This is a genomic window from Nostoc mirabile CHAB5784, assembly GCF_020829645.1.
Lineage (GTDB): Bacteria > Cyanobacteriota > Cyanobacteriia > Cyanobacteriales > Nostocaceae > Nostoc > Nostoc mirabile.
Genome location: NZ_JAIVFS010000079.1, coordinates 1 through 17,204 on the forward strand (window position 1 = coordinate 1; position 17,204 = coordinate 17,204).

The following is a 17,204-nucleotide window of genomic DNA, read 5'->3' on the forward strand; positions in this document are numbered from 1 at the left end:
TTGTGGCGATCGCTTCCATGACACTGCATCAAGGACGACCGCCTGACCCCTCCTCGACTGTTCAATAACTTTCAAAGCTGTAGCCCTTATTCCGTATAGCTTAGAGCTTTTCTTAGTGCCATTCGACTCTGGGCAGAATACCAAGCTATCAGAAGACAACACAAGCAGCAGTTGATGGCTCTGGGTAATGCGATTGTCCCCCAATGCGCTGCGCTCATTTTTGAGCGACTCAAAAGAATTTTATCAACCCAGAATTCAGGAGTCAGTCGCCAGAATTCAGTATGAATTGTTTTTTAAGTCGCTGATTAACAATTGTTTAACAGTACACGCTCATCAAACTTTGCACGCTCTTTATTCTGACTCCTGACTTCTGACTTCTCAATCCTATCCCAACAACAGAAAATACATGATTGAGTTAATTACTACCCTTGAAACAAGCTGGTATCTCTCCCCATCTTGGGGACAAACAATTCCACCCGTTGAGGTGAATTTACTGGAGAGAGTATACCTCAGAACCACGAGAACATTTGGTTACTGCTGCGGTATTCAGTGGAAGCATGAAACTTGGCTTTATTCAATTGATTGCGGAAAAGAAATCCTCCACGCCACACAACATCAAATCATCGGGACTGGAGAATTAGAAACCATCAGTGTGCAAAAACCTGCTTTCCTTCTGGGACAAAGAGTGATCCTCTGTTCTCACGACAAAGGAACGAAACAACGGCTGATTTTAGGAATCGCGCTGGTGAATAATTCTTGGTTTTATCTCGTTGAATTGATGTCACCAACGTTAACTCAATCACGGACTATATCTAATCGTTTCTCACTAGTTGGTGAAAAAAGCTTGGTGCGAGTAAATGTTTAATTCTCTCTAATCACACAACAAAAATTATCACCCAACTAAAGTTATGTCGCAAATTCAAATCGCCGAAATTATCGAACAAATATCTCAAGAGATTGAAGTTGACGCTAATGGTCAAGCGAAAGCCAGTGTTAGAGCAACTGCAAGACTGGCTGGGGTTGATGATGAATCGATCAGAAAAGCTTTGAAATCAAGCGCCGACCTAGTACCATCCAAATTAGCCAAAGAACTTATGCTGCAAGGGTTTGAAACCGCCGACCTCACCGAATGGAAAACCAAAGGTATCCCCGACGCTGCGATCGCAATCATCCTAGAGTACTACGCTTACGAAGCTGGTCGATACTGTACCAAGCAAGCCAGACTGGTATGCCGTTCATTCAACACCATCGGCATTCGGGCATGGATTCAAGATAAATTGGGCTGGACTAAACCCGCCTCAAATAGCGAAACAGCGATGACTCAAATACAGTTACTCGCTGCTCTAGCTAAACACTTGGCAGAGCAAGAACAGCATTTACTCCAACAACAACAGCAACAGACCGAAATTTTGCACCGGCTTAAAGCAGTTGAAGTTGAGCAAGACAGAGTAAATACCCCATGCGGCCATAAATATAGTGTTGTTGGTTTTGCTAATCTTCAAGGTTTAGAAATATCGGTTAAAGAAGCCGGTACTAAAGGTCGAAAGGCAAGCGCATTGTGTAGAAAACAAGGAATAGAAATAGAACGCATTCATGACCCACGTTTTGGAAAGGTCGGTTTGTATCCAGAAAGTATTTTGGTTGAAGTTTTTAAAGCCGAACAGAACTAATAGCAGTTTCAAAATTTGAGATAACTACCATGCAACAACTCAATTTGTTTGCTGAATCAGTCCCAGTTTTACCAGTCACTTATTACCCCGATTTCTTAAGCCTTGAACAAGCAAACGAACTCTACCAACACTGCTTGAAACTGGAGTGGCAACAAAATCAAATCAGAATCGCGGGTAAAACAATGCCCGTCCCCCGCCTCGAATGTATTTACGGGGACTACGGATGTGATTACCTTTACTCGAATAGCGTATTTTTGAAACCACTATGGTGGACAGAAGCTCTGTCTAGCTTGCGCGATCGCATAACTGCGTTAACTAGTTACAAATTCCGTATCGTCATCGGAAATCAGTACCGGACAGGTATGGATTCAATCGGGTGGCACGCAGACAACGAACCATCGATGGGATTTAACCCAGCCATCGCTTCCATAAGCCTGGGTTCATGTCGCAAATTCCAAATCAAACCGAGAAATGGCAGACCAACAGATTTCTGGCTGGAACATGGCAGTTTACTCGTGATGCACACTGGCTGTCAGTCTACACATCTGCACCAAGTTCCTAAAACCAACAAAGTTGTTAGCACCCGTATCAATCTCACATTTCGACCGCACACCGGAGGAGGCAGATAACGCCTTCCCCTTGTTCGCCAAAAATAAATTCGATTCATTTTCAGTAATTAAAAGTCATTCAAAAGGAGTCAAATCATGGGAGAAGCAAAACGTCGGCGCTTATTAGATCCAAACTACGGGACAACTCAACTTCCTGATGAATTCGCTCAGAAAATTGATGATTTTGTCAACAAACAAACTGACATTGCAATCATCTCCAAACAAGATTTAACTCAGCCTTGGTCAGAAAGATTTGCCTATCTTAAGCCAAAAGGCACAACATTGATGAAACATCAATACGTCAGTATTCCCATATCACCTTCTCAAAACTTTGCAAGGGCAATATTTTTGGAATATCAACTCCAGATCATGGCTTCAATCACTCCACGGATACAACAACGTGGTTGGATTAGTCAAATTAACAATCCAAGAACCTGCGATATCAGTATTGTCTACGCTCCAGAAACTACAGATAATCTCAATTGTTTGGAGACGCAAGTTTTCACTCGAACATTCGGGAAGATAGTTGGTGTTTTGATGAGAAATGCCCTGCAATACTTTTGTTTTCAACCTGACAATCTTTTAATTCCGGTTGTTGCAATGCCGGCCAGTGAGTCCGACCCATATTACTTATTTTGTCTTTGAAAAGTTGAAGAGTAAAGGCTAATAAAAACTTTTACTCTGACTGACTCTTTAATCTTTCATCTGCCTAAAAGCTTTAACGGCGGCACTTGAGTCTGTGCCGCTTCCATCTTCATGCGTCAAAAAATAGAGGGAATACATCATGCTTCGTATAAATGAAACCGATTCTCAAGCAAAACATTTACAAGAATGGCTCAATAGTGGAGTTGACGAAGAAATCTTTCACTTGAATGTGCGATCGCTCTTCTTTACTTTACCCTACGAATACTTGCTCTACAGTCCCAAAATCTCCCGTCGCAACGATGGACGGCTCCGAGACAGAGACTTGAAAAAATATCAGCACATTGAACTAGGTGGCTGGTGGTGCAGTGGCGTTGACCCCCTCAATCAATACGCGCTAATGATGTGGGGCTGTTTCAAACCTGACCATCCCCGAAGAGATCGCCAGAAAGTTCACAAATTGATCAAATATGAACACCCATACAGAGAAGAGACACGCGCCTTCTTCCTTTTAGTACCGAATCGCATTTGGGTGAAAGTCTCCAACCGTAGCGGTATCCCCATCACCGAAGAAGACTTGCAGCATCCTGGCGGCTTCTGGCATTGGGTTTGGCAGCATAATGTACCAGTGACAATTGTCGAAGGAGTCAAAAAAGCGGGGGCATTGTTGACTGCTGGTTATGCTGCGATCGCAATTCCGGGAGTAAACGCTGGATACCGCACACCTACTGATGAGTACGGTACAGCTAATGGTAAACCATCCCTCATCCCCGACTTGAAACATTTTGCAACACAGGGCAGACAGATCAATATTTGCTTTGACCAGGATAACAAGCCAGAGACAGTCCAGCGAGTCAGAACCGCCATCAGTCGCATGGGACGGCTGCTGGTAAATGAGGGTTGTTCGCTGCGAGTGATTGATTTACCGTTAGGTGCTTCTAAAGGGGTTGATGATTTTATCGTTGCTCACGGTCAATCGGCATTTGACGCACTCTACAATACTGCTGTTGCTTTGGAGTTATGGGAGATTAAGCTGTTCACTCTGCTGACTTATCCTCCAGCGATCGCACTCAATCAAAGATTCTTGGGACAGCTTCTCGTCCCCGAAGGTGAAAAGCTGATTGTTCTCAAAGCGCCAAAGGGAACGGGTAAAACCGAATGGCTGGCAACTGAGGTGGCGAAAGCACACGACCAAGAGAGACGGGTATTAATCATCACCCATCGTATTCAACTGGGTGAGGCGCTGTGTAATCGGTTTGGTGTTAACTATGTTACCGAAGTCCGCACGAATGAAACAGGCACATTGTTGGGATACGGGGTGTGCGTGGATTCACTGCATCAGGAAAGTCAGGCGCGATTCAACCCCAACGACTGGGCGAATGATGTCATTATTATTGATGAATGTGACCAAGTATTCTGGCATTTGCTCAACTCTGGTACGGAAGTACAGAAGCGTAGGGTATCCGTTCTCAAGAACCTCAAGCAGTTAGTGCAGAATGTTCTAGGCAGCAGTCAGGGAAAGATTTACCTATCAAGTGCTGATGTGTCCGACACAGATGTAAAATACGTTCTTTCTTTGGCGGGAGAATATCGAGTCAATCCGTTCGTAATCGTCAACAATTATCGCCACGTAGCGGGAAACTGTTACAATTATCCTGGCAACAGCCCGAAGAATCTGATTGTCGCATTGGATAAGGCGATCGCCGCAGGGGGACATCATCTACTCTGCTGCTCTGGTCAAAAAGCCAAGTCCAAATGGGGAACCCAGGCAGTTGAAGAACGATTTCGCCGCAAATTCCCACACCTGCGAATCCTCAGAATTGACAGTGAATCTGTTGCAGACCCCTCACATCCAGCGTTCGGTTGTATCGCTCACCTGAACGAGATTCTCACCCAGTATGATTTGGTTATCGCGTCTCCAAGTCTTGAAACTGGGGTATCCATCGACATTCGAGGACATTTTGATGGTGTTTGGGGGATTTTTCAAGGTGTGCAGCCGGTTAACTCCGTGCGTCAGATGTTGGCTAGATTACGTGAGACTGTTGACCGTCACATTTGGGTCAGAGAGTGGGGGATGTCGGTTGTGGGCAATGGTTCCACATCCATAGGAGCATTGTTAAGAAGTCAACACGTTGCAACACAAGCTAACATTGCGTTGTTGTCGGCGGCGGACAATGACGATTACAGCTATGTTGACCAGAATTTTCAGCCCGAATCCTTACAGACGTGGGGAAAACGTGGCTCTGTCATCAACGTCGAAATGCGGCGCTATCGAGAATCTGTGCTTGCGGGTTTGGTCGAGGATGGGTACACCGTTATTGATGCCGACGATGCATCGGATGATGAGAGTGGGGCTGTAATCGAGTCGGTTAAGGCGGCAAGCGAAGAATTGTATACTGCTGAGTGTCAGGCGATCGCAAGAGCTATTGAACTCTCCCCAACCGAATTGAAGAAGCTGCAAGACAAACGGGCGAAAACGAAAACCGAACGACATCAGCAGCGCAAAGCCGAATTATCCCGTCGCTATGAAATTGAAGTTACCCCTGATTTGGTCGAGAAAGATGATGACGGGTGGTATCCTCAACTGCGGATGCACTATTATTTGACGCTGGGGCGGGAATTTCTGACCAACCGTGATGCAAAACGGGCTAAGGCGCAATTGTCAGCTGGGGAGAATTCGATTTGGAAACCTGACTTTAACAAGGGGCAACTATTACCTGCTGTTTTGTTATTGGCAAAACTCAATCTCTTGCAACTGCTAAAGCCTGGGGTGAAGTGGCGTTCAACTGATGCAAAAATGCAGGAGTTGAAACAGGCTGCTGTAGAAAATCGCTATTTCATCAAGACTTGTTTGAATGTGACTGTTAGCGAGAAGTTAACGCCCCTTGCGATCGCACAGAAACTACTTGCCAAAATTGATTTGAAACTGGACTATGTGGGTCGGTTGGGTAAGCGTGAAAATCGAGAGTGTGTTTACCAGTTTGTGCCTGTTGATGATAAGCGTGATTCGATTTTCTCGCTTTGGTTAAATCGGGATGAAGCATTAAATCGTGAGTCGGTGTCAGTCATGAATAATATAGTGTTAACCACACCAGTGATTGACACAACCTCCCAAATATTAGAAGAGGTGGTGTCCAGTCCCCAAGGACAAGCCTGGAAAGGGCTGAAACTGAAAATGCAGCAAGGCTTGGACAGCGCTGGCTCCTTCTACAATCAGTTAGTCTCCTCCTTTGGCGAAGCTGTTGGAATTGCTGATGGTGAGCCTTACTGGAATGGCTATCTGGGGCAGTGGCAAGTTTGGGTTAAGTTTGCAGACGGGTGTACTTCTGTGGTGTGCAATTGGCTGATGGTAGTAAACTAAAGGTCTACCAACCGCGTGTCTGTTTTGGGTAAGTGTCAAATTTGACCCAATTGTTTAATCATAGCGACTATCCTCTTGCTCCATTGAGATAGAAGAGTAAAAGTAAAATAAAATTATCTTTCACTTAAACCTATTGACGACATTTAATTTTTAATTTGATACTCGATAACAATTGTACTGCCTCCCACAATGCCGTACAATGCATACAAGAAATACGATAAATTGATCGGAATATAGTAGTTTAATTTATTCCGGTGACCGTCATTGGCGGCAGTGGAAGCAACCTCTAAATTCACCTTTGAAGAGATGGAACGTGACTGATATTGCAACTGGTACGGCGGCTGATGTTGACCCAGTGACGCTGCGGCGACGGGGAGTGGGATTAATTGCTGTAGATTACAGCCGCTGTGCGGGTGGTTATACACTAGACCTCTTGCAAAAGTCTCATGAGCGTGGGACAAGTAAGTAAGAGCTTTCTTGACATCTATGACTTACGAAAAGGTAAAGAACCTCAAGCCGGAAGAATTCAAACGCTTGTGTGGTGTGCATCTGGAGACTTTTACTCCAATGATAGAGGTAGTGCGATCGCGTTCAAAAACAAAGCTGAAAACAGGGCGACCGGGTAAACTGAGCTTGGAAGACCAATTATTGATGACATTGAAGTATTGGAGGGAGTACCGCACATATTTTCATATTGGTCAATCTTGGGGAGTCAATGAGTCAACAGTATATCGTATTATCAGAAAAATTGAAGATATTCTCATCAGTTCCAGAGAATTTTCGCTTCCTGGCAAGAAAAAGCTTTCCTACCCAAATTATCAAACAGAGGTAGTGGTGGTGGATGTTACGGAAAGCCCAATAGAACGTCCTAAAAAAAACAAAAACAGTTCTACAGTGGTAAAAAGAAAAGACATACATTCAAATCTCAAGTTGTCGTAGACCAAAGTACACGAGAAATCCTCTGTACCTCACATGGTAAGGGGAAAGAGCATGATTTTCGTATATTCAAAAACAGTAAAGTTCGGTTCAGAAAAGATATTGAATTCTTGGGCGATAAAGGATATCAAGGAATTCATAAACTTCATGCCAAAAGTCGAATACCAAAAAATAAACCGCTTAGGGGTGAGCTAAACCGTGAAGAGAAAAAGAGTAATCAAGAGTTAGCCAAAGTCCGAGTTGTGGGTGAGCATATCAATCGAAAACTGAAAATATTTAAAATTTTGTCCGACCGTTATCGCAATCGTCGAAAAAGATTTGCTTTGAGATTTAATCTCATAGCTGGTTTGTACAACTATGAACTTCGTCTCCCCAAAGCTGAATCTGCTTAACTGACTTTTGCAAGAGGTCTATTAATACTAATTGTTTTTTCAGAATTTAAATTAGGAACTTAAATTTCTGAATGAATTTTCAATATTCGGCTTTGCTCAGTACAAGTTTTGTCCGTCATTGCGAATTGCGAATTGCAAATTGTTTAGTGGTGGTTGTGTTCCATTACATCGTCTGCAATTCCAATTCTCAGATTCAGTCATTCAAACACTGCTGGATAGAGAACTGGTGCAAGTGCAGAATACGGGACAGGGGTTTTTGTTGGAGATTGCTGAGGATTTTTAACTCTTAATCAAAGAGGAACCAATTATGAAACTTTACGCTAAAACCATTTCAGCGACTCTCCCAGATTGGGCAACCGTTGTCGCATAGAGCGCAGATTTGATTCAGATTGAAATTAACGATGAACACCCAAATTTTCAATCCCTGCTTGAAGAGTTAGAAACGGAGATTGAGCCAGGAACAATAGGAGTGAAAGCGGAGGATTTATGTTCACGGCTTGGTATTGAAATGTCTAATCCCAACCTCTACCAATTAGTTGAACAAGCCCAGAGTCTGGTATCCGAAATTGCTACATACCCAGACTATAAACAACTGATGGAGTTGGGAAATCAATCTGATTTAAACATTGCTGATGCTCAAACTGCCACAACCTTCTACAATGGGAGTTAGACTGCAATCGAGAACCTTCTGATTAGTAGAAAAGCGATTGCCTGAATGTAGTCAATATTCAGACGATTGCAACCTAGCCTCAACTTTTATATCCTTCAATAAGGCGCAACTACATCATTTGTCGAGCCATTAATTGGGCAAATAGACCTTCAACTGCAGCTAATTCCTCAAAAGTTCCTTGTTGTATAACCCGACCTCCCTGAAGTACATAAATGCGGTGAGCATTGCGAATTGTGCTAAGTCGGTGAGCGATCGCAATTCTGGTAACTTGTAAGTGATCTAAACTTTCACTAACAATCGCCTGGGTTCTATTGTCAAGCGCACTTGTAGCCTCGTCGAATAACAAAATGTGGGGTTTTAATGCCAGAGCACGAGCAATTAGTAACCGTTGCCGTTGTCCTCCAGAAAGATTACTACCTCCTTCACTCACCACAGTATGCATCTGCATTGGCATAGCGGTAATATCCTCAGCAAACCCCGACATCCGCGCGGCTTCCCAGGCTTCATCCAAGGTAATCTGAGCGCCACCTGCAATATTCTCGAAAATGGAAGCTGAACTGAGCTGACCATTTTGTAAAACAACGCCCAACTGTCGGCGGACTGCATCTACATCTAACCCGGATAAGTCTTGACCATCATAATAGATACTACCTGCAATTGGAGTCTCAAATCCCAGTAGCAATCGCAGAATAGTCGATTTCCCACTGCCAGAAGCACCTATTAAGGCAACAAACTCCCCAGGAGCGGCAGAGATACTTACATCATCTAGCGTCAGAGGCCCATCACTGCGGTAGCGAAAAGTAATATGTTCTAAAGTAATATTACCAATCAGTTTGCCAGGATCGGCTTTGAACAAATCTACTTCTGGTATAGTTGAGAGAATAGGCTGGGTGCGTTGCCATTGGGGAATGACTTGCAAGATTTCTGTAACTGTATTGCTGAGGTTTGTAGTTCCCCTAGTAAAGTTACTAAAAGCGGCGTTGAAAGCCAGGAAAGTTCCAAGTGATAGTTCAATAGCTCCTGAAGTTGGAGGATTTTCGATTAGCCTAATAGTAAACCAGAAAAGAACTCCCGAAGTTAGTATAGGCATTACTGTATTGAAAAGCACAACAGCATCTTCAACACGTTGTGTACTAAGTTCTAGCTTAATTTGTTGAGTATAATTTTTACTCCAAGCTGCAAATGCACGTTCTTCTGCTCCGGCAATATGTAGCTTAGAAATGCCATTAATTAGCTGCACTGTCTGCCCAAAAATACTGCCCTGCAGTTCTAAGAGCGGACGCACCTTAGATAGCAAGAGTAAACCAGAGACTGTAGTCACAGCGATCGCAATTATGGCAAATGCAACTGCAATCAAAGCTAATTTATAGTTGTAATAAAATAACTGCCCTAAGTAAAACAGCGCGAACAGACTGGTAAGGAGGTTAATCAGTGTTCTCCCACTCAGTCGCCGACTGATCGTACTCACCGATGATGCACGGGAAAAAATATCTCCGGTTGTGTACTGTCGGAAAAAGGATACTGGCAAAGAAAGTAGCCGATCCCAGACACCAGCTTGAGTAGAAGCATCCCCAGCGGTTTCAATCCGCAGCAGAGTAAATCCCTGGGTTAGCTGAAATAGACCTGTTCCCAAAGCTGCAACTAATAGTCCCAATCCTATTTGTAGCAATAATCCCCTGTCGCTATCAGGAATTGCGTTGTCTATGATAATTGACGTGACATAAGGTGTAAGCATCCCTAGTAGTGTGACGGCAATGCCCGTGAACAAAATTACTAGTAGATCCTGCTTACGTCCTTTAAGTGTAAACCGTAATATATCAACAGCCTGCACTACCTTATCAGGCAAAGAGCGATAAAACATATAGGCAACAGGAACTAGTGTTGCAGCTATGCGCTCATCCACTTTGACGCGGGTATGCTCAACTGGATCAAAAATTTCATAATGAGTTGCACCAATCGGTAGCAGCGCTACTGGTCGGTTATCTTGCTGAGTATAGGCAACTATTGGCCCAGAATCCTTCTCCCACCAATTATCTCGTAACAGTACCCGCCGCATTCGGATGCGTGAAGCTCGGACAATTGCTTCCAATGGCTCCTTAACTCGCTTGAGGTTTTCAGCACGAGACGGGGGGCGAATTTTTATACCCATTGCCCTTCCAACGGCTCCAGCAGCAACTAATAAAGGAGTACCTTCTAAGAAAAAGTCTCCGTCTTGGGAACTTAATGTTGATGCTAGCTCCCCTATAGCCTGTGCTGTGACTTGACGATTCAGGCGTTGGCGATCGCGCAACCGTGTAATCTCTGCTTGTACTTCTCGCTCATCTAAGAGGTTAAGGCATTGTAGCAGTTGAGTGTGCAGTTGAGATAACCCAGCTAGAAGGATATCTGGATTTTGGAATTCGCTAGTAGTCTTAGTAGTAAGTTGCACCCCTTCCAACGCTTCTAACCACATCTTGTCAGTGAGGGGAAAAACTGCACTGGCATCTGTGAAAGTTAGTTCCTCAAACCCTAGAAAACGAACAGTCCCTTGAGTCAGTTGAACCCAACAGGTGACACCTGCTTCTGGCTGAAAGGTCTGACCATTGTTTAAGGAAAATCGGGATTGTCCCTCAGCTTTTACGTGAATTGCTGGGATGGTAATCTGGGAGAATACACTACCGATTTGTAACAGCCAATTTTCTATCCAGGCGATCGCCCTAATATCTCCACTGTCTATTAACTCGCGGTAACATTCCTTATGTATTTGTAGTAATTGGGTCTCTCCAGTAGGTACTGCTAAAATCTGACGATGCTGATTAGTAGAGTTAACAGCAGTTCCAAAAAGTGCCTCACCTTGACTAATACTGCACAGATAACGGCGTGTGCCTTCCATAACACCATCTTTAACTGTAACAACAAACAAAGCCATAGAACCAGACTGAATTACCCACACCCTAGAAGGGTCGTTTAGTAGAATCGGTTCATTGCCATTAATTATGTAAATTTGCCCCTGTATTAGCATTTTGGATTTTAGATTTTAGATTTTTAAATGTTTTATAGTAATTTACTGCTTTCCCTCTCTACCCTTGAGTGCCAAGCAAGCGCGAATATACACCATCCACTTGCCATAATTCTTTGTGAGTACCAAGTTGTACAACCTTTCCGCGTTCTAAGACAATGATTTGATCGCAGTCACGGATGGTGCTTAATCGGTGGGCGACAATTATACAGGTGCATCCCCGGCGACGGAGATTCTGGTCAATGATTTTCTCTGTTTCTGCATCTAGAGCGCTGGTGGCTTCATCCATGATCAGTATTGAGGGATTATTTACTAAAGCACGAGCGATTTCTAAGCATTGTCGCTGGCCCCCACTTAAATTAGCAGCACCTTCTATGAGTTCGGCATCCAATCCGCCGGACATAGAGAGAATTACATCTGCGATCGCCGCATCAATACATGCCCGCATGAGGCTTTTATCTGGTACAGTAGTATCCCACAGAGTCAAATTATCTCTAACCGTGCCGCCAAACAACAAAATTTCCTGCTCCACCATTGCAACAGAGTTCGTAAGCAATTGCTGGGGAATCTGCTCTCTGGGTTTTCCATCAAAGCAAACTTCTCCCGCCCAAGGTTGATAAAGTCCGCTAACTAATTTAGCAATCGTAGATTTCCCAGAACCGCTTCCACCTACCAAAGCTACTCGCTGTCCCGGCTTAATTGAGAGGTTAAAGTTTTCAATTAAAGGAAGTTCCAGGCGGCTATAGCCAAACGTAATATTCTGCAACTCGACATAACCCTGCAACTTGGGAATAAGATAAGAACTGGAGGATGATTTTCCCTCCCCTGCTCCCCTGCTCTCCCCGTTACTGAGCGCAGTCGTTGGCGCAGCCTCTCGTAGAGAAGTATGCTCCCCTGCTCCTTTTCCCTCCCCAATCGGATTATCCAGCACATCATCAAGGCGAATCAAATTACCTTCCAGTTCTTGAAGAGTTGTACCGAAGTTGACCAAATTGTTAACAGGTTGCTGAAAGTTAAGCATCAAACCTTGAAACGCTATAAGCATCCCAATGCTGAGATGTCCATCCATAACTCGTAAACCACCCACAACCAACAACAACATTGAAGAAAGGGCAGATAAGAGCGTGGGTAATACTGAGAATGTCTGATTTGTCACCCCCAATTCTTGCTGGGAATTGAGAGCTTTAGTGTAATAACCTGACCACCGGGAAAAGAAATCTGACTCTAACCCTGATGCTTTCAGTGTTTCGATACTTTGGAGCGCGGCAATAGATACACCAGCAGCTTTGCCATATTCTTGGATCAATCGTTGATTAGCGTCTACCCGTTGACGAGAAATTAGTTGCAAAGTTAAGACATTTACAGTCGCAAAGCTAACTACAATTAATGTCAGCACCCAGTCATATTGCACCATGACCAGGGCGTAAAAAAATACCATAAATGTATCAATAATTGTAGTTGCTAATCGTCCCGCTAGAACATCAGCTACTTGGTCATTGAGAGTAGTACGATTACTGATTTCTCCCGCAAATCGTTGGGCGTAAAAGCTAACAGGTAAGCGGAGGATATGCCACAAGAAGCGGCTGGACATACCCACAGCTAGTTTGATTTTCAAGCGGCGCAGGTAGCGTAACCGTAGTAAAGTTAGCGATCCTTGGAGTATAGCAGCGATCGCCATTCCCCCAAGTAAAGGACGCAGCCATAACTGCCGTCCCTCCACCAAGATGTCATCTACAAACACTTGGCTAAAAACTGGTATTACCAGCCCAACTACAGTTAAGAAAAATCCTGCGACTATGCAGTAAACTAAGGCATCCCCAGCGCCTTGTAACCTTTTGGACAGCGATAAAATCATGCTGGGTTTACGACCACCTTTGACAAATTCCGCACCTGGTTCAATTACCAGCACAACTCCCGTATACCCCTCATCAAATTCCTGTAAAGATACATGACGGGGGCCTGTAGCGGGGTCATTGAGATAAACTCGCTGTTTATTCCATCCTTCTACGACAACGAAGTGGTTGAAGTTCCAAAAGATAATGTAAGGTGGTCGCAGTTCCCACAGTTGCTTGAGTTCTTTTTTAAAGCCTTTAGCTTCGAGTCCATAGTTTCTCGCAACTTTCACCATGTTAGATGCTTTGCTGCCATCACGGGAAACTCCACATTCTTGACGCAGTTGTGCTAAAGGTACAATCCGACCGTAGTAACCTAGAACAATCCCCAAAGCAGCAGCCCCACATTCCACAGCTTCCATTTGCAGAAGAGTGGGTGTTTTTACCCGTGTGCTTCTGCGTGGCAGTAATTTTTGTAAGTACTGCCAAGGATTAAACGGTGTTACTAAAGTAGATTTAGTAGATACCACTGACAGACCTCAAGATAGGCAAAACAAAGGTGATGGGAGCGCGTTCTTCTACCTTGACTCGTGCAACAGTTGTAGTTCCAGAAGAAACAGTCAGCCTTGGCCCTGTGGAAGAAGACCATTTATAGCCGCTTGGGGTGCGGAAATCTATTTCTAAGTCAGAGAATACTTGTATCAAACCTTCTTTTTGTTGAGATACTAGACCTTCCACCACCTCTGCATTACCCACCTCTGACGCGGCTGCTTCCTTTGTAATGGGAAATCGCGAGATATTAGTAACATTTGCAACGATACCGCCAAAGCGTTCCCGCTTGACAGTTTGGGGGGTAATTTGTATTGTCATCCCTGGTTTAACTTTCTTACCTTCTGCTACAGGGAAATAGGTAACACCAACTAGCTTGCTTTTGGGGTTTTCTGCTTCTATAGTTGCCAAGCGTGTGCCAGCGCTGACAACTTGTCCTGGTGTCAGGGTGATTTCTAAAATGCGTCCGCTATATTGACTGATAATTTGGCTGTTATCGCCTAATTGCACTTCTAATTGGGCAATTTCCCGTTTAACTTCTTGAATCTCTTTTCTTCGGGTAGTGACACTTTCTAAGTCTTGTTGAGCCGTAGAAGCCTGTTTGCTATCTAATTCTTTCAGTTGAGCTTGCAGGTCAGAAATGATACTCAAGTTTTCATGGTAATCTTTTTCTGTTTGAGTCAATTTTACATCCAGTTCTTTCAACTGATTTTGGATGTCAGCAATTTTTTCCAGGTTTTCTAAATATTCCTGTTGTGCCTTGAGTGCTTCATCACCAGAAATCGCGCCTTCTTTTTTGAATAGCTGTCTGCGAATTTCCATTCTTTGGAGGAAAATGGGGTTCAAGGCTTGGGCTTGGTGGAGACGTTCTTGTAAACCTTGACGTTGCTGGTCAATTGAGGTGTTACCTTTGGTTTTGAGCAGAGGGCTGATGGCTCGCAGTTCCAGTATACGTTGCTGGAGGTAGTGACTTTGTTGGGATTGCGATCGCTTTTCTTGTTCTAATCTTTGCCCTTGTAGCGAACCAACAGCCTGGTCTTGTGATTTTAATTCCGTTAGTTTCGCTTGCTGCTGTTGCAATTGCTTACGGAGTTCAGCTTGGTCAATCGTCGCTAACACCTGCCCTTTTTTGACAACATCCCCAACTTTCACATTGAAAGTCATCAACTGCCCAGCGCTTTTTGATTGCAGTTGCACAACATTGCTGGGGTAAATCAATACCCCTTGACCCTCGACGGTAATGGGAATACGACCGTAAATGCTCCAGATAACAGCTACTCCTACTATGGAACCCAAGGCGACAAGAGGTAGCCAGCTTCTGGGGCTGACTACCTGCATGAGTTGGTCTAGTCTTTCAGGAGAAGATAGACGCTCTAAGGATTCTTTACGAAATACACTGCGTTTCTGGTCTAACATTTATCTTTAACCGAACTCACGTTAAAATGCCTTCCCTTTGACACAGTTCCCTAACTGCGTGATACACTGGGCTTCTCTGTATAAATTCTCCAGTAGGATGGATTGCCAAAATTTTAACATTGCTCTTGTGAGCCATTTCTTGCTCTTCTGGATATTCTTCCAGCCATTTACTAATATCGTCAAAGCAGGGGGATTGTTTATGAGAGTATTTTTGCTGAAAGTACTTATCAAAATCGCTTCGGCGCACAAATTTATCTATCTTCTGATGGGGATTTTCGTAACAGACTGTTTCCACCAAAACTTTTGATTGCTCAGGTTTAACGGTAGTGGATGGCACTAATCCTTTACCAAACTTTGCAAAGTAGAGAATACTATGACTGCTATCTATCCCACCTACAAAGGGGCGATGACCATTAATGAAATTTAACGAATCCGAGACTTGTAGAGTCTGTTCAGCAAGCATTATATCTCTGTCTATAGTTTGTTCACCCTCCTCATCAACCCAACAGAGTGACCGAATAATGTCATCTTGGAAATACGAAGTAACTTCCTTGATGCCAAACTCTTGAGGGCGCTTTGCAACAATAGCACCTGGTGTCAGCACAAAGTTTCCGATACCGGCCAGCGTCCAATATGCCCTGTTTTCCTTAAGAAATTGAAAGGTTTCAACTGCTTCTTCTAAGCTTTCTCCAGGAAAGCCAGTAAAACCCATCATTTGTGCGCCTATATCTACCTCTGATAGCTGGCGAAGAATCTGGGGAATCTCTTGTACTTTAACGCCCTTGTTAATCAGATCCAAAATCCTTTGAGAACCAGACTCATAACCGAACGAGATACATACACAACCAGCTTTTTTCAAAAGATGAGCCAGTTCTTTTTTGAGTGAACGCTCCAATCGAAGCTCTGCGCTCCACCGAATAGCTATACCATTCTCTACTAAAGCTTCAGCGAGTTTTCGCAAGTAGAGAGGCGACATAGCGTCAACTGCAAAGTAAAATGTTCGGGCAAATCGGCTAATGTTAGCAATCTCCCTGACAACCGTTTCAACAGGTCTCTCTCTGGAAGGAGAGGTTGGTGAATCAGTGTTTAAACCATAATCACAAAATGTGCATCTATTCCAGTAACAGCCCCGTGTGGGCGAATATAGAACTACTGGTTCGGGTGACCAGTACTGCTGCCAATTCCAGACATCATACTTTGGTTCAGGTAAACTAGATACGTCCTCATACCTTAACGCTAGTCGGCTGCGCGTCACAACTTCATCTCGTAATAGTATGCCTGGACGTTGCTTGGGTAAACCTTGCTGCTGGCTGATTGATTGCAGAATCTCAATTAACGCTGTCTCACCCTCGCCCACCATCACCACGTCGCAGTATGGCAACAAATCCCATATTAAGTTGGGATCGCGTAAATATTTAACAAGATCACTAATCTCTGTGCCTCCAACGGAGATAATAGTATCTGGCAATAGTGAACGGATATACTTGCACATCCAGATAGCAAAAGGCAACTGGAAAATATAGTTGACAGACAAGCCAACAAAATTCCAATCACGTTCCTTGATAGATTGGGTAAATGGGCCACTGAAATAGGGGAAAAAAGGATTGATTAACCTATCAATAACTGCATCGTTAGTGAGATCGCTGACACTAGACAAATTTGCTGGATACTGGTTATCGAGATAAAAGCCGTCGAACTGGCCAGGAAACCCTTGAACGGATAATATATCTATCCATCGTTCGAGTACCCAAACTGCTTGACGATAGACTTCATAGTTATAGAAATCTTCCGGGTTTTTCATAATCTGCACTGCACGAAGCACGGAATCCGGTTTCATGCCAAATGCTTTCAGAGCAGTGCGGTAAAGCAGTTGCTCACTACGAGTCAATCTTACTTTGGACTCTAAATTAATTCGGACATTCTCGCAATATTTAAGTAGGTCTGCGACTTGCTCCTCTTGCGCTAGATAGTTGAGCGCTTCAATATTTGCATCAAGACAAGAATAATTAGTGAAACCAGCTTGTGATGCTGCACCTACTAAATAAGGTATTGAATGATAAGGAGTTGTCGGATCAGTAAGAGGTGTGTTGATTAGGAGATAATTAACTGTTTTTTCATTCATACTGCCTA

Annotated in this window: 13 protein-coding genes; 8 read left to right on the forward strand and 5 right to left on the reverse strand. The window is 43.8% G+C overall.

Going from position 1 to position 17,204, the window contains the following annotated elements:
- Positions 1 to 204 (reverse strand): hypothetical protein (locus LC653_RS32540; protein WP_229498730.1); only part of this gene is annotated, 204 nt, incomplete at its 3' end.
- A 202-nt stretch (positions 205 to 406) separates the two neighbouring features.
- Between LC653_RS32540 and LC653_RS32545 the strand changes: the two genes are divergently transcribed.
- From LC653_RS32545 to LC653_RS32580, 8 genes are all read left to right on the forward strand, one after another.
- Positions 407 to 865 (forward strand): DUF1392 domain-containing protein, encoded by a 459-nt coding sequence (locus LC653_RS32545; protein WP_229498731.1) that lies wholly within the window; start codon positions 407 to 409, stop codon positions 863 to 865.
- A 43-nt stretch (positions 866 to 908) separates the two neighbouring features.
- Complete coding sequence (locus tag LC653_RS32550) at positions 909 to 1,670, forward strand: hypothetical protein (RefSeq protein WP_229498732.1); 762 nt, start codon at positions 909 to 911, stop codon at positions 1,668 to 1,670.
- Between the two features lie 29 nt (positions 1,671 to 1,699).
- Entirely contained in the window at positions 1,700 to 2,299 is a 600-nt protein-coding gene (locus LC653_RS32555; RefSeq protein WP_229498733.1) for an alpha-ketoglutarate-dependent dioxygenase AlkB family protein, read from the forward strand.
- Between the two features lie 75 nt (positions 2,300 to 2,374).
- Positions 2,375 to 2,923: a hypothetical protein gene (locus tag LC653_RS32560; protein ID WP_229498734.1), complete on the forward strand. Its 549-nt coding sequence runs from the start codon at positions 2,375 to 2,377 to the stop codon at positions 2,921 to 2,923.
- A gap of 139 nt (positions 2,924 to 3,062) precedes the next feature.
- On the forward strand, positions 3,063 to 6,281 hold the full coding sequence (locus tag LC653_RS32565; RefSeq protein WP_229498735.1) for a plasmid replication protein, CyRepA1 family: 3,219 nt from the start codon (positions 3,063 to 3,065) through the stop codon (positions 6,279 to 6,281).
- Positions 6,282 to 6,594: 313 nt separating this feature from the next.
- Positions 6,595 to 6,750, forward strand: coding sequence for a hypothetical protein (locus LC653_RS32570; RefSeq protein WP_229498736.1), 156 nt, complete (start codon positions 6,595 to 6,597; stop codon positions 6,748 to 6,750).
- Positions 6,751 to 6,767: 17 nt separating this feature from the next.
- Positions 6,768 to 7,609, forward strand: a protein-coding gene (locus LC653_RS32575) for an IS5 family transposase (RefSeq protein WP_229498737.1) whose coding sequence is annotated in 2 segments (ribosomal slippage) — positions 6,768 to 7,152 and positions 7,152 to 7,609 — 843 coding nt in all. Because the reading frame shifts where the segments join, the coding sequence is not laid out codon by codon here.
- Between the two features lie 379 nt (positions 7,610 to 7,988).
- Positions 7,989 to 8,279 carry a hypothetical protein gene (locus LC653_RS32580; protein WP_229498738.1) on the forward strand — a complete coding sequence of 97 codons (291 nt, stop codon included), beginning with the start codon at positions 7,989 to 7,991 and terminating at the stop codon, positions 8,277 to 8,279.
- Between the two features lie 109 nt (positions 8,280 to 8,388).
- Here LC653_RS32580 and LC653_RS32585 read toward each other — a convergent pair whose 3' ends face one another.
- The 4 genes from LC653_RS32585 to LC653_RS32600 are packed head-to-tail and all read right to left on the reverse strand — an operon-like array spanning position 8,389 to position 17,196.
- The gene (locus LC653_RS32585; RefSeq protein WP_229498739.1) at positions 8,389 to 11,280 is read right to left on the reverse strand and encodes an NHLP bacteriocin export ABC transporter permease/ATPase subunit; all 2,892 of its coding nucleotides are present in this window, start codon (positions 11,278 to 11,280) and stop codon (positions 8,389 to 8,391) included.
- Between the two features lie 58 nt (positions 11,281 to 11,338).
- Positions 11,339 to 13,639, reverse strand: coding sequence for an NHLP family bacteriocin export ABC transporter peptidase/permease/ATPase subunit (locus LC653_RS32590; RefSeq protein ID WP_229498740.1), 2,301 nt, complete (start codon positions 13,637 to 13,639; stop codon positions 11,339 to 11,341).
- Positions 13,626 to 15,074 (reverse strand): NHLP bacteriocin system secretion protein, encoded by a 1,449-nt coding sequence (locus tag LC653_RS32595; RefSeq protein ID WP_229498741.1) that lies wholly within the window; start codon positions 15,072 to 15,074, stop codon positions 13,626 to 13,628. The genes LC653_RS32590 and LC653_RS32595 overlap by 14 nt, the downstream gene beginning before the upstream one ends.
- 16 nt (positions 15,075 to 15,090) lie before the next feature.
- Positions 15,091 to 17,196 (reverse strand): B12-binding domain-containing radical SAM protein, encoded by a 2,106-nt coding sequence (locus tag LC653_RS32600; RefSeq protein ID WP_229498742.1) that lies wholly within the window; start codon positions 17,194 to 17,196, stop codon positions 15,091 to 15,093.
- Between the last annotated feature and the right edge of the window lie 8 nt (positions 17,197 to 17,204).

Coding starts and splice junctions, on each gene's coding strand:
- LC653_RS32545 (WP_229498731.1), top strand. CDS start 407: ATGATTGAGTTAATTACTACCCTTGAAACAAGCTGGTATCTCTCCCCA.
- LC653_RS32550 (WP_229498732.1), top strand. CDS start 909: ATGTCGCAAATTCAAATCGCCGAAATTATCGAACAAATATCTCAAGAG.
- LC653_RS32555 (WP_229498733.1), top strand. CDS start 1,700: ATGCAACAACTCAATTTGTTTGCTGAATCAGTCCCAGTTTTACCAGTC.
- LC653_RS32560 (WP_229498734.1), top strand. CDS start 2,375: ATGGGAGAAGCAAAACGTCGGCGCTTATTAGATCCAAACTACGGGACA.
- LC653_RS32565 (WP_229498735.1), top strand. CDS start 3,063: ATGCTTCGTATAAATGAAACCGATTCTCAAGCAAAACATTTACAAGAA.
- LC653_RS32585 (WP_229498739.1), bottom strand. CDS start 11,280: ATGCTAATACAGGGGCAAATTTACATAATTAATGGCAATGAACCGATT.
- LC653_RS32595 (WP_229498741.1), bottom strand. CDS start 15,074: ATGTTAGACCAGAAACGCAGTGTATTTCGTAAAGAATCCTTAGAGCGT.
- LC653_RS32600 (WP_229498742.1), bottom strand. CDS start 17,196: ATGAATGAAAAAACAGTTAATTATCTCCTAATCAACACACCTCTTACT.